Origin of the sequence: Alteromonas sp. NFXS44, assembly GCF_040148705.1 — a bacterium.
Classification (GTDB): Bacteria; Pseudomonadota; Gammaproteobacteria; order Enterobacterales; family Alteromonadaceae; genus Alteromonas.
In genome coordinates, this window is the sequence record NZ_JAGDEA010000011.1 from 124025 (window position 1) to 136532 (window position 12508).

General features: G+C 49.7%; 12 protein-coding genes. 1 reads left to right on the plus strand and 11 read right to left on the minus strand.

From position 1 onward, the window contains the following. Nucleotides 1-144: 144 nt before the first annotated feature. From bamB to rlmN, 7 genes are all read right to left on the minus strand, one after another. Nucleotides 145-1401, minus strand: a complete 1257-nt coding sequence (gene bamB / locus J3369_RS14340) for an outer membrane protein assembly factor BamB (protein WP_119502007.1) — start codon at nucleotides 1399-1401, stop codon at nucleotides 145-147. A gap of 20 nt (nucleotides 1402-1421) precedes the next feature. Then, nucleotides 1422-2042 (minus strand): YfgM family protein, encoded by a 621-nt coding sequence (locus J3369_RS14345; RefSeq protein WP_349588074.1) that lies wholly within the window; start codon nucleotides 2040-2042, stop codon nucleotides 1422-1424. Nucleotides 2043-2093: 51 nt separating this feature from the next. Beyond that, the gene (gene hisS, locus J3369_RS14350; protein ID WP_349588076.1) at nucleotides 2094-3365 is read right to left on the minus strand and encodes a histidine--tRNA ligase; all 1272 of its coding nucleotides are present in this window, start codon (nucleotides 3363-3365) and stop codon (nucleotides 2094-2096) included. Between the two features lie 133 nt (nucleotides 3366-3498). Next, nucleotides 3499-4620 (minus strand): flavodoxin-dependent (E)-4-hydroxy-3-methylbut-2-enyl-diphosphate synthase, encoded by a 1122-nt coding sequence (gene ispG / locus J3369_RS14355; protein WP_119502009.1) that lies wholly within the window; start codon nucleotides 4618-4620, stop codon nucleotides 3499-3501. A 2-nt stretch (nucleotides 4621-4622) separates the two neighbouring features. Next, a complete protein-coding gene (locus J3369_RS14360) occupies nucleotides 4623-5624 on the minus strand; it encodes a RodZ domain-containing protein (RefSeq protein WP_349588080.1) in 1002 nt (333 codons plus the stop codon). A 17-nt stretch (nucleotides 5625-5641) separates the two neighbouring features. Next, nucleotides 5642-6733 carry a type IV pilus biogenesis/stability protein PilW gene (gene pilW, locus J3369_RS14365; protein WP_349588083.1) on the minus strand — a complete coding sequence of 364 codons (1092 nt, stop codon included), beginning with the start codon at nucleotides 6731-6733 and terminating at the stop codon, nucleotides 5642-5644. A gap of 26 nt (nucleotides 6734-6759) precedes the next feature. Then, a complete protein-coding gene (gene rlmN / locus J3369_RS14370) occupies nucleotides 6760-7878 on the minus strand; it encodes a dual-specificity RNA methyltransferase RlmN (protein ID WP_303573037.1) in 1119 nt (372 codons plus the stop codon). Nucleotides 7879-8321: 443 nt separating this feature from the next. Between rlmN and J3369_RS14375 the strand changes: the two genes are divergently transcribed. Continuing rightward, on the plus strand, nucleotides 8322-10457 hold the full coding sequence (locus J3369_RS14375) for a M3 family metallopeptidase (protein WP_349588085.1): 2136 nt from the start codon (nucleotides 8322-8324) through the stop codon (nucleotides 10455-10457). A gap of 118 nt (nucleotides 10458-10575) precedes the next feature. Here J3369_RS14375 and ndk read toward each other — a convergent pair whose 3' ends face one another. From ndk to J3369_RS14395, 4 genes are all read right to left on the minus strand, one after another. After that, on the minus strand, nucleotides 10576-11007 hold the full coding sequence (ndk, locus tag J3369_RS14380; protein WP_070125710.1) for a nucleoside-diphosphate kinase: 432 nt from the start codon (nucleotides 11005-11007) through the stop codon (nucleotides 10576-10578). A gap of 160 nt (nucleotides 11008-11167) precedes the next feature. Beyond that, nucleotides 11168-11581, minus strand: a complete 414-nt coding sequence (locus tag J3369_RS14385; protein ID WP_119503435.1) for a SufE family protein — start codon at nucleotides 11579-11581, stop codon at nucleotides 11168-11170. 21 nt (nucleotides 11582-11602) lie between these two features. After that, nucleotides 11603-12124, minus strand: a complete 522-nt coding sequence (sufT, locus tag J3369_RS14390) for a putative Fe-S cluster assembly protein SufT (RefSeq protein WP_303573035.1) — start codon at nucleotides 12122-12124, stop codon at nucleotides 11603-11605. A gap of 24 nt (nucleotides 12125-12148) precedes the next feature. Then, entirely contained in the window at nucleotides 12149-12505 is a 357-nt protein-coding gene (locus J3369_RS14395; protein ID WP_303573034.1) for a HesB/IscA family protein, read from the minus strand. Nucleotides 12506-12508: the final 3 nt, after the last annotated feature.

A 12508-nucleotide genomic window follows, 5' to 3' on the forward strand; every position in this document is an offset into this window, starting at 1 on the left:
TGAAGTCCTAAAATAAACTGGTTTAAAAATGCAGTAGCCGCGGAACTCGCGGCTACTGAATGAATCGGGCGATTATACCCTATATTAGCAGGCGCCGTCAGCTAAACCGGAACGGCGCAAAAAAGAGATAGGATAGCGTAATACTTAAGGGACTGAAAACGAAGCAACATCACCTTCACGGGTAACGGCAATGACCGCGTTACCGGTATAAACAGGCGCTGCGAATACTGATTCATCTTCATCGTCGCCGCCCAGGTCGTACCGGGCGACAATTTTTCCGTCTTCTTTGTTGATCCAGTGCAGCAAGCCCCACTTATCACCCACAACCAGATAGTCGCCGGCTGGTTCGGCTGCCGTCAGTACACGCTTTTTCAAGCCGCTCTGCGACCACAGTTCAACACCGTTACGGCGGTCCAGTGCATACACGTGAGAGTTGTTATCGACTACGTACAGGGTATTACCGTCCATCGTCACATTACGGTAGGAGGCATATTCACGCTTCCAGATAACCCGCCCTGAACGTAACTCAACCGCGGCCAGCGTACCGTTATATGAAATAGCGTAAATAGTGCCGCCGTACATTAAGGGCGCAGAGTCCACATCAACGATACGTTCAAGTTCAGTCGCACCGCTGGGCGCAGTGATCGGTGTTTCCCAGGCAATCAGTCCGGAATCCAGAATGTTCACCTGAATCTTACCTGTAGGCGTACCCAGAATCACACCACCGTTACTGACAGCAGGCGTAGAAATACCGCGAAGGGTCAATGGCGGTACATCGCCAACCTGTTCCCAGACCTGCTCACCGGTTTCAACGTCCAGTGCATAAAGAATACCTGAGCCTGTGTTAACGATAACCAGATTGTCGCCGGTAACCGGTGAAGCAAGAATTTCACCATTAACGGTTTGCGTCCAGTTTACCTCACCGGTTTCAGCATTCAGTGACATCAGTACGCCATCTTCAGTTCCAACAAAAACACGGCTTCCGTCAACAGACAACCCGCCGATTTTGGCAGATGCACCACTTTTCCAAAGATTGCTAACAGAGGAGAACATGCCCTCATCTTTGAAGATAGCGAAGTTCTGTTCCCACAGTGTTTCACCACTTTCAGGATCCAGTGCCGCTACCGTGCCATGACGGTCGGCAACATATAATTTTTCATTGGCATACACAGGGCGCAGGTGTGAGAAATAGCTGTCGATTCCCTCACCCACTTCTGCTTCCCAGTTCACAGTGGGTACAAACTGTGCGTCCAGTGGCGCGAGTCTGCGGATTTCTAACTCTTCGTCATCGACAAACCAGTCTGAAATAGTTGTACATCCTGACAGCGATACTGACAGCGCCAGCGCCAGTCCCGCAGCCCGTGTAATCCGGCCTGTACGGCCACACGTTTTCGTTAACAAATCCGATACCTCTGTTATAGTTATTCGCTTGCCAGAACTGGCAGATTGTCCAGCTTCATTTCCAGCAGAACATTACCGCTGGCGGCTTCTAACGCTTCAGTGTAAGCCATGCGTGCCGCGTCATATTTTTCCTGCGCCACATAGACATCGCCTTCGATTTCTTTCACGTTGCCATCAAACGCACTGTCATTAACCGCTTTAAGCGTAGACAGCGCGGCGTCGCCATTACCCTGTTCCAGTTGAATACGGGCAAGACGCAGTGAAGCAATGGTTGCCAGGTGCGCATCTGCTGCCTGGTCTTTTACTGCTGTGAGTGCTTTCACAGCCGCATCGTAATCGTTGTTGCTTACGGCTTGCTGCGCAGCAACCAGACCACCGATAGTGGCATAACCACTACTATCTGTTTTGCCCAGAAAACTGTCCAGTTTGCCGGCGTTGCCATCAGCTTCAATAGATTCTACTGCCACCTGATAGTCCGCAGAGGCCTGCTCTTTTGCTGTACGCTGGGCATCAGAATAATAACGCCAGCCCCACAGGCCACCCAGACCTAATACAGCACCAATCACAATGGCCGCGCCATTGTCTTTCCAAAACTTTTTAATCGCTTCGACTTGTTGTTCTTCTGTGGCGAAATGTTCCATGTACTTAACCTCTAAATCGACTTTTTCCTGCCGGCTACCCGCCGGCAGCACTTAATCCACTAACTCTGACAACATACCGGCCAGTTCAGCCAGTGCTACCGTCTTTTGTTCACCGTCAGAACGCAGCGGTTTCACTGTCGCTACTTTATTCTCAGCTTCTTCGCTGCCAAGTAACACAGCATAACCTGCGCCGGTCTTATCAGCACGCTTCAACTGCTTCTTAAAGTTGCCGCCGCCGCAATGCATCATAACCCGCATGGAAGGACAACTGTCCCGCAGCAGCTCAGCCACTTCAAGGGCATAGGCATCAGCCCCCATTGAGGTAACATAAACATCGGCAGCAATATTATCCTGTTCAGTGGCCTGCAGAGTAGTTAACAGCAATACCAGCCGCTCCATACCCATAGCAAAACCCACTGCAGGCGTGGCTTTGCCACCCAACTGCTCAACCAGACCATCGTAACGGCCACCGGCACACACTGTGCCCTGAGCGCCCAGACTGTCTGTTACCCATTCAAAAACAGTGCGGTTGTAGTAGTCGAGCCCGCGTACCAGTCGTGGATTAACCTCGTATTGGATGCCCGCCTGCGTTAATCGTTCACATAAATTTGAAAAATGTGTTTTGGATTCTTCGTCCAGGTGATCAAGCAGTGATGGCGCATCCTGAATCGCCGCCTGCACATCGGGATTTTTACTGTCCAGTACACGCAGAGGATTGGTTTCAAGACGGCGGAGAGAGTCTTCATCGAGCTGGTCAGCACGTGCCCGCAGATATTCAGTCAACGCTTCACGGTACAAGCGACGGGCCTCATTAGAGCCCAGTGAGTTAATTTGCAGGGTCACCTGATCACTGATGCCAAATGCTTTCCAAATGCGGGCACTCAGCAGGATCACTTCAACATCGATATCCGGTCCGTCGAGACCATAGGTCTCTACACCAAACTGGTGAAACTGACGGTAACGGCCCTTTTGCGGACGCTCGTGACGGAACATGGGTCCCATGTACCACAGACGTTGCTGCTGGTTATATAACAAACCATGTTCATTACCGGCGCGAACCGTGCTCGCCGTACCTTCGGGACGCAGTGTCAGGCTGTCGCCGTTTCTGTCTTCGAAGGTATACATTTCTTTTTCAACAATATCAGTCACTTCACCGATAGAGCGTTTAAATAAGTCAGTACTCTCTACAATAGGAGTACGGATTTCCTGATAACCGTAACTGGCTACCACCTGACGCAGGGTGGACTCCACTCGCTGCCACGTACCGGATACTTCCGGCAGGCAGTCGTTCATTCCACGGATTGCCTGAATTATCTTAGCCACCTGAAATTCTCATTTACCTGAAACTTAAAAGCCCCGCATTATAGGGGCTTTAGTATTAAACAACAATGTTACTTCCCTGACAGCGGAGCGGCGCATTTGTTATCTCATTGTGCCGCACTTCGCCCTACAGGTTTTACGATTCTTTTACCGAGACCGGGATCTTGTTTGCTTCATCCAGACGGGACGCTTTTGCACGGATACGACGCTCGAGTTGATCCACCAGGTCATCGTTAGCCAGACGCTCACGCTGACGTTTACCGTCTTCGTAGAAACCGCTCATATTGCGCGCGCCGGTCAGACCTAAATCAGACACCTCAGCCTCGCCGGGTCCGTTAACAACGCAGCCGATTATGGACACATCCATGGGCGTTAAAATATCTTCCACACGCTGTTCCAGTGCGTTCACCGTACCGATGACATCAAATTCCTGACGGGAGCAACTCGGACAGGCAATAAAATTGATACCTCTTGAGCGTATGCGCAGCGACTTAAGGATATCAAAACCGACTTTGATTTCTTCAACCGGGTCAGCGGCCAGAGAAACACGCAGGGTATCTCCGATCCCTTCAGCAAGTAACATACCCAAACCTACTGCACTTTTTACGGCACCGGCACGTTGTCCGCCGGCTTCTGTAATACCCAGATGCAGCGGCTGATCAATTTGCTGAGCCAGCAAGCGGTATGCACCGACAGCCAGGAATACATCGGAGGCTTTCACACTGACCTTAAACTGGTCGAAGTTAAGCTTGTCCAGAATATCAACGTGGCGCATGGCAGACTCAACCAGCGCTTCAGGAGTAGGCTCGCCGTACTTTTCCTGCAGGTCCCGCTCCAGTGAACCACCGTTCACACCGATACGGATAGGAATATTTTTGTCTCTGGCGCAGTCCACCACAGATTTAACCCGTTCCATGTTGCCAATGTTGCCGGGATTAATACGCAGGCAATCTACACCATATTCCGCCACTTTCAGGGCAATGCGGTAATCAAAATGGATATCTGCCACCAAAGGCACTGAGACTTGTGCACGGATAGCTTTAAACGCTTCTGCCGCTTCCATCGTAGGTACAGAGACCCGCACGATTTCACCGCCCACCGCGACAATACGTTTGATTTGAGCCACAGTAGCATCGACATCCGTTGTCGGCGTATTTGTCATAGACTGTACAGCAATGGGTGCACCATCACCGACGGGTACGCTTCCCACATTAATGCGCGTAGATTTACGACGTTTGACGGGGCTTTCAGTAAACATGATTAGTCCTGCATTGGTAACGTGAAGCGGGCGATTCTGCCAACCTGAAACGCGGAAATATCAACGGCATCATCGTCATAGGTAATACTCACACCATCAGGTGCACCTAAAGTTACTTTAAACGGCGGCTGGCCACTCACAGGCATCACCCGTCCGGAGGCTTTCACACCATAAGCGATAGCTTCGCCAGTGGCATCTTCGATATTAATCCAGCAATCTTCGTCGAAGGTAAATACCAGTTCCACAGTGGCCGCGCCGGTAATATCAGTGGTTTCTGTACTGTCACCGGCCGGGGAGGCATCATCAACGCCGGTCATGTCGCCGCTGCTTTGCTCCGGTGTGCTTTCTGCGACATCTGATACGTCAGCTTCGGGTTGGTCACCTTCAGGCTGAATGTCAGTCTGCAAAGGCGCTGTATCCTCAGGGTTCGTCTCTGCAGTTGCAGATTCTATTGCGGTGTCTGAAGCTTCCTCAGGGGCTGAAAGTGACGGCTGTGCAGATTCGCCCACAGCAGGGTCTGCTGCTTGCGGCGATGCTGAGCGGGTTACTACAGCTTCTTTTTCAGCGGAGGGGTCAGAGAACGTCAAACCGTCAGACTGCTGATACCACCAGGCAACCAGTGCCACCACCAGTAACAGCAGCATGATCCAGGTAACCATCATCCAGCGATCGTCATGGGCCTGCTTTGCTACGCGCTTTGAAAAACTCTGTAAACGTGCCGGCGGTCTGGTGACAGTGTGCAGCCGGTTAAAACTGTCGATGACCGGCGCTTCCTGAATGCCCAGTTGTCTGGCATACATGCGGACATAGCCTTTCTGGAACGTTGCCGACATTGCCTCGTCCAGATGATCATTTTCGATATCCACGACATTTTTCAGTTTCAGAAACAGTTTATCAGCCATTTGTTGCTGACTTAATCCGGCTTTCTCCCGCGCATCCCGCAACATTTCGCCGGGAGTGGGAGCCGTTTTCTGTTCATCAACCGGGTTTTCGTTTGTGCTCATTGAATACCTTGTGAGTGTTATTTTTCGGGCGAAAGACGTAAACGCATACCGACCTCGATATCACCGGGATCGGCGAGTTTGTTCCAGGCCTGTAAGCGCGACATTTTAATGTTGTATTTCAGCGAAATGCGATACAAATTTTCGCCCGGTTTCACTTCATGATAGCGGGTTTGAGGATCTTCCTGTACCGGTAAGTCAGATTGCGGTTCATTCTGTACAGCAGCTGTATTTTGTACCGGAGCAGGCTCTTTGCTGACCGGAGCGCTATCAGGGCTGACCACCTTTTGCGCTTTAGCCTGAACCTCTGCCTTCGGTTTGACCCGGCGCACTATTTGCGCAGAGGCATTGGCTTTGCGGATAATACTTTCCCGGTAGGCTTTTGCTTCCTCACTCTGAGGATACATAGTGACCAGCATTTCACCGTATCCCTGCGCGGTCTCAGCATCCCCTTTCCCTTCAGCAATTGCGATAGCCAGTGTCACAGATTCGGGGCTGACACGGGAAACGCGCTCGTACCGGCGCATAACAGATTCAGCCTCGTCCCATTGTCCGGTTTCAACGTAAAGCTGAGTCAGCATGAAGAGGCTTTTGGAACGGCCGGGCTGATGGTTCAGCGCATTTGTAAGATAGCCGATGGCTTCTTCACGCTTGCCCTGGTCAGCAGCACAGATAGCCATATTTTCGTAGGTTTGCGCTGAATTTGCATATTGCAGGTTATTCAGTGCTTTGCTGTAAAAGTCATTAGCTTTGTCATATTTTTTCTGCTGACAAAGAAAAGCACCGTAGCTATTGGCAATTTCGGCATTGCGGGGCGCCAGATCCAAAGCATTCTCGTAAGACTGTTCAGCTCTGCCCCACTCTTCCACGGTCTGGTAATAGTATGCCAGCGAATAATGCGCGTCAGCATACCTGGGAGCGAATTCCAGCGCTTTGTCCAGATTCACTTTGGCTTGCTGGTAATTGCCGTTTTTAAGGTAAGTCAGGCCCAGAGAAATTCGGGTCTTTGCGGCCTGTTCCATATCAAAATCATCGCCAGAATACCCGTTTTGCTGGTTCTGGCTTACACATCCTGTCAGTGCAATAACGAGAGCAAGTACGCCTAATCGCATGAAGCTCCTACCTCTTAATTAATTCCTTACTGTGCCATTTTTACTGAAATCGCTTCACCTTTCATCTGTTTCTTTAACATTCGTTTCGTACGGTCGACCACATCGCCTACTAACTGACCACATGCAGCATCAATATCGTCGCCACGGGTTTTCCTCACAACCACTGTCAGGCCATAGCTCATCAGTACTTTGGCAAAACGGTCAATACGGGAATTGCTTGAGCACAGGTAAGGTGAACCCGGATACGGATTAAACGGGATAAGGTTAATTTTACACGGTGTTTCTTTCAGCACTTTTGCCAGCTGGTGTGCCTGGTCGGTACTGTCATTTATGTTCGACAACATAACGTATTCTACGGTTACCTTGCCCTGATTCGCGCGGGACTTACTGAGATAACGGCGTACACCGGCAAGAAACGTCTCAATATTGTATTTCTTATTGATAGGAACGATTTCATTGCGAAGTTCATCTGTCGGAGCGTGCAGAGAAATAGCCAGCGCAACGTCAATCTGATCGCCCAGCATATCCAGCGCAGGAACAACACCTGAAGTACTCAGCGTGACACGGCGTTTTGACAGACCAAAACCAAAGTCATCCAGCATTAAATCCATAGCAGGTACAACATTCTTAAGATTGAGCAATGGCTCACCCATGCCCATCATTACCACATTGGTAATGGGTCGCTTAGATGTATCTTTCGACAGGCCCAGGAAGGTTGCCACACGCCATACCTGACCGATAATTTCGCTGACAGACAGATTACGGTTGAAGCCTTGCTGCGCCGTGGAACAGAACGTACATTCCAGCGCACAGCCAACCTGCGAGGATACGCAAAGGGTGGCCCGTTCTGCTTCAGGGATCCACACAGACTCTACTTCCTGTCCGCCTTCCAGCGCCAGAGCGAACTTAATTGTACCGTCGCTGGCTTCCTGGTAGTAAGCAATTTCAGGCGCAACAACTTCTGCATTTTCCAGCAATTTAGCCCGCAGGTTTTTATTAAGATTACTCATCTCATTAAAATCGCTGACACCTTGCTGATAAATCCATTTCATCACCTGGTCAGCACGGAAAGGCTTCTCGCCAATGTCAGCGAAAAATTCCCGCAAAGCTGCGCGGTTCAGATTTAAAAGGTTTGTCTTTGCCATAAGTCGTCGATGACCCCGAATTCTGTCTTAATCATATTCATAACGTGCAGCAGTCCGGCCCCGTAAAATACACAGATACATGCCGTGCGGGGTGCGAATAAATGTCTTCCGTGAGAGCTTGCCGGTGACGGCGGAAGAAACCGCCTGAAAGGGCCCGCAGGAACGGGCGATAACAGTGAAAATTCGCTTTACCGGCATTGCATTGACTGCACAAATTTTAGCCGCGCATTCTATCATAGGGAAACCGGCTTAGAAAGCGGTGAAATCTGAGTTTTCACGATAAACATGCAGTTCAGCGGGACTGCTAATATTGTCCGCTCACGCCGGTGTTGCTAGAGTAGGAATGAAGCCGGATTTCAAAGGAACCTGTGTTCCTCTATGAAGCCTCTCACCGGTTACAACAATAACCCGGAAAACAAACCGGGACATCAATGGAGAACCTAATGCGAAAGTCACTAATGGCAACAGCGATAGCTGCCGCACTGGCACTGACCGCCTGCAGCCCTGCCAAAGAAGAATCCCACTCTGCCACAGCATCTGCTGAGGAGAAAACTGTGCAAGCTGAAAACGTGCTGTTAAAACCCAGTACGCTGGACTATCAGGCGCCGGATTTCGATAAAATCGAGACTGCGAATTATGAACCCGCTTTTGAACTTGGCATGGAAGAGCATACTGCTGAGATAGATGCCATTGCAGGTAATGAAGCTCCGGCCACGTTTGAAAATACCATTCTGACAATGGAAAAAAGCGGTGAGTTGCTGACCCGCGTTGCTACCATTTTCTTTAACTTATCCAGTATCATTTCTGATAAAGAAATTCAGCGTATTGAAGCTGAAATGTCACCGCGCCTCACTGCGCACAGTGACAGCATTCATCTGAACAGCAAGTTGTTTGAACGGGTAAAAACCGTTTATGAAAATAAAGACAGCCTGAATAAAGAAGACAAGCGTCTGACGGAAAAAACCTACGAGCAGTTTGTCCGCGCCGGTGCCAACCTGACTGAAGAGCAGAAAGCGAAGGTACGTGGCATAAATGAGCAGATCACAAAGCTGCAAACTCAGTTCTCGCAGAATATTCTGGCATCATTTAAAAACGACACCATCATCGTTACTGATGAATCTGAACTGGCCGGTCTTTCTGACAGCGACAAAGCGAGCCTGAAGTCAGCGGCAGAAGGTGCGGATAAAGAAGGCTATATGATCAGCCTGGTTAACACCACCCGCCAACCCATTCTGACCAGCCTGGAAAACCGTGAGCTGCGCAAGAAAATCTGGGAAAAATCAGCGAACCGTGCGATGGATGTCAACGGCCCGATTATTCTGGAACTGACACACCTGCGTGCTGAGAAAGCAGCATTACTGGGTTACCCTAACTGGGCCTCCTATGCCATTGAAAACCAGATGGCGAAGAAACCTGAAAATGTCTTTAAGATCCTGGACGACCTGGCACCGCAGGCAGTGGAAAAAGCCAAAGAAGAAGCGGCTGCCATTGAAGAAGTCATGCACGCTGATGGCGTAACAGGTGATGTACAGCCATGGGACTGGGCGTATTATGCTGAGAAAGTCCGTAAGGCAAAATACGATCTGGACGACAGTGAAGTTAAACCTTACTTCGAGTTGAACTCTGTGCTGGAAAACGGCCTGTTCTTTGCGATGGAAAAGCTGTACGGCATTACCTTTAAAGAGCGTACTGATTTACCTGTGTATGTTGAAGACGCCCGTCTGTTTGAAGTCTTCAACGAAGATGGATCTAACATTGGCTTATTCTATTTCGACCCTTACGCCCGTGAAGGCAAGAGCGGTGGTGCATGGATGAGTGAATTCGTTACCCAGTCGTTCATGAATGGTACTAAGCCTGTTGTCTACAACGAGCTTAATATTGTTAAGCCGGCGCCGGGTGAACCCACTCTACTGTCTTTCGACGAAACCACTACCCTGTTCCATGAATTCGGTCACGCAGATCATGGTCTGTTCTCGCTGGTAAAATATCCCAGCCTGGCCGGCACGAACACGGCCCGTGACTTCGTTGAATTCCCGTCTCAGTTTAATGAAGACTGGGCTATCGATCCTGCAGTACTGGCAAACTACGCCAAACATTACAAAACCGGGGAACCCATTCCTCAGGCTCTGCTGGATAAAGTGATGAAAGCTGTCAGCTTCAATCAGGGCTTCAACACGGTGGAATATCTGGCAGCCGCTCTGCTGGATATGGAATGGCACATGATTGGCGCGGATGAAGAAGTCAGAGATGTGGCTGCTTTTGAAAAAGCGGCTCTGGAGAAGCACGGCATTGATTATGCACCGGTGCCTCCCCGCTACAAATCCGCCTATTTCAGTCACACCTTCGCCGGTGGCTATTCAGCCGGTTACTATGCATACCTGTGGACAGAAGTGCTTGCAGCTGATGCCTTTGCCCATATGGCAGAAAATGGTGGCCTGACCCGTGAAAACGGCGATCTGTTCCGCAAGGAAATTCTGTCTAAAGGTAACAGTGAAGATTTGATGGAGAACTACGTTGAGTTCCGTGGCCAGGAACCTACAGTAGATGCGCTGATGAAACGTCGCGGTTTAACCGACTAAGCAACGGCATGAAACAGGCACAGCGATAAACTTCGTTGTGCCTGCTTTTCAAACACTGCGTTGCAGACACAAAAAAGGAGAGCCTGGGCTCTCCTTTTTCTTACGCGATCGTTAAACATTAACGGGTACGCGGGCAGATTTCTTCGTCAGAGAAGAAGTATGCGATTTCACGTGCAGCAGATTCCGGTGCATCAGAACCGTGTACCGCATTTTCGTCGATAGACGCTGCGTAATCAGAACGCAGAGTACCCGCAGCTGCATCAGCCGGGTTAGTCGCGCCCATGATTTCACGGTTTTTAACAACCGCATTTTCGCCTTCAAGTACCTGAACCATTACCGGACCAGAAGTCATGAAGTCTACCAGCGCGCCGAAGAAAGGACGCTCTTTGTGTTCTGCGTAGAAACCTTCAGCCTGTTCTTTGCTCAGGTGCAGCATTTTAGATGCTACGATGCGCAGACCAGCAGTTTCAAAACGGTTGTAAATTGCACCGATTACGTTTTTAGCTACCGCATCAGGCTTGATAATAGAAAATGTACGCTCAAGAGCCATTCTTCTGTCTCCAATGAATCATTAAAATTTTGGCCGCGAATTATAGGCAATTCCAGACCAGTTGACCAGAGGGAATCGTCAATCACTTCCCTGCCATTTGACGCAGCCGGAAAGTGTAGTCATACGGTGATGACGATTTTATGACAATACGCTCAGAAAATCAGTTAACTGAACGTTTGGCCAGTGCCTGAATTTTCGCAACAATAGCTCTTAAGCCGTTACCCCGTGTGGGGGTAATATGACGTTCAAGATCGAGTTCTGCGAAGTACGCATCAACATCAAAATCCAGGATCTGACGGGGCGTTTTGTTATTGTACGCCGCCATAACCAGGGCCAGTAATCCCTGAACAATGACTGCATCGCTGTCTACAGAAAATTTAACCAGACCATTTTCAACCCGTGACTCAAGCCACACGCTGCTTTGACAGCCTTTAACCAGTTTATCCGGCGTTTTCTCATCGTCCGGCAACCCGGGGATAGATTTACCCAGGTCGATAATGTACTGATAACGTTGTTCCCAGTCATCAAAAAAGGCCAGATCATCAATAATTTCCTGGCTACCGGGGAGTGACATTGTCATGTTGAAAACCTTTTCTTAGAAAAACAAACCGGCTTCGAGCTGTGCTTCTTCGCTCATTTTATCGCGGGACCAGGGAGGATCAAACACCAGTTCAACGTGCACTGAGTCAACGTGGGGCACCATACCGATGCGATATTCCACGTCGCCTACCAGTACCGGTCCCATGCCGCAGCCCGGGGCAGTCAGAGTCATGTCTACAGCAACAGATTTTTTATCCTGGTCCACAGACACTTTATATATCAGCCCAAGAGACACCAGATTAATCGGAATTTCCGGATCATAAATCGTTTCCAGTGCATCCCAAACCTGTTGCTCATCGATATTGCCGTCTGCCGGTGCATCAAAATTCAGTACCATCGGTTTACGGCCAATGGCATCAGCATCAGTCCCGTCGATACGATACATATTACCACGCCAGGTGATGGTGTAGTTGCCACCCAGTTCCTGAGTGATAGAGACGAACTCCCCGCCGGGAATGGTAGAAATTTGCCCGGCCGGAACAAGGCGTGCTTTGCAGTCACGTTCCGTGACTACCATTTTTTGTGCTTTAGCCAAAACGTATTAACCGATATTGAAGCTTTCGCCGCAGCCACATTCGTCCACGACATTAGGATTGTTATACTTGATTACGCCATTGATCCCTTCCTGAACGTAATCAATTTCGGTATTTCTGACAAACTTCACCGCATCTTTCGCTACCGCCACCGTGAGGGCATTGCTGGCAGAAACCAGTTCGTCATCTGCTTCAGGGGCATCGGCCAGATCCAGCACATAAGCGTAACCGGTACAGCCGCTGACCTTAGTAGACAGGCGGATAACGCTGCCTGGTCTGGATGCGACTTTTTTCTCAAAGTGCTTTACCGCACTGTCGGTCAGAGAAATAACGGTAGTAGAGGGTATAAACGTTTCTACGGACATGTT

Coding starts and splice junctions, on each gene's coding strand:
- J3369_RS14345 (WP_349588074.1), bottom strand. CDS start 2,042: ATGGAACATTTCGCCACAGAAGAACAACAAGTCGAAGCGATTAAAAAG.
- ispG (WP_119502009.1), bottom strand. CDS start 4,620: ATGTTTACTGAAAGCCCCGTCAAACGTCGTAAATCTACGCGCATTAAT.
- J3369_RS14360 (WP_349588080.1), bottom strand. CDS start 5,624: ATGAGCACAAACGAAAACCCGGTTGATGAACAGAAAACGGCTCCCACT.
- pilW (WP_349588083.1), bottom strand. CDS start 6,733: ATGCGATTAGGCGTACTTGCTCTCGTTATTGCACTGACAGGATGTGTA.
- rlmN (WP_303573037.1), bottom strand. CDS start 7,878: ATGGCAAAGACAAACCTTTTAAATCTGAACCGCGCAGCTTTGCGGGAA.
- J3369_RS14375 (WP_349588085.1), top strand. CDS start 8,322: ATGCGAAAGTCACTAATGGCAACAGCGATAGCTGCCGCACTGGCACTG.
- ndk (WP_070125710.1), bottom strand. CDS start 11,007: ATGGCTCTTGAGCGTACATTTTCTATTATCAAGCCTGATGCGGTAGCT.
- J3369_RS14385 (WP_119503435.1), bottom strand. CDS start 11,581: ATGTCACTCCCCGGTAGCCAGGAAATTATTGATGATCTGGCCTTTTTT.
- sufT (WP_303573035.1), bottom strand. CDS start 12,124: ATGGTAGTCACGGAACGTGACTGCAAAGCACGCCTTGTTCCGGCCGGG.
- J3369_RS14395 (WP_303573034.1), bottom strand. CDS start 12,505: ATGTCCGTAGAAACGTTTATACCCTCTACTACCGTTATTTCTCTGACC.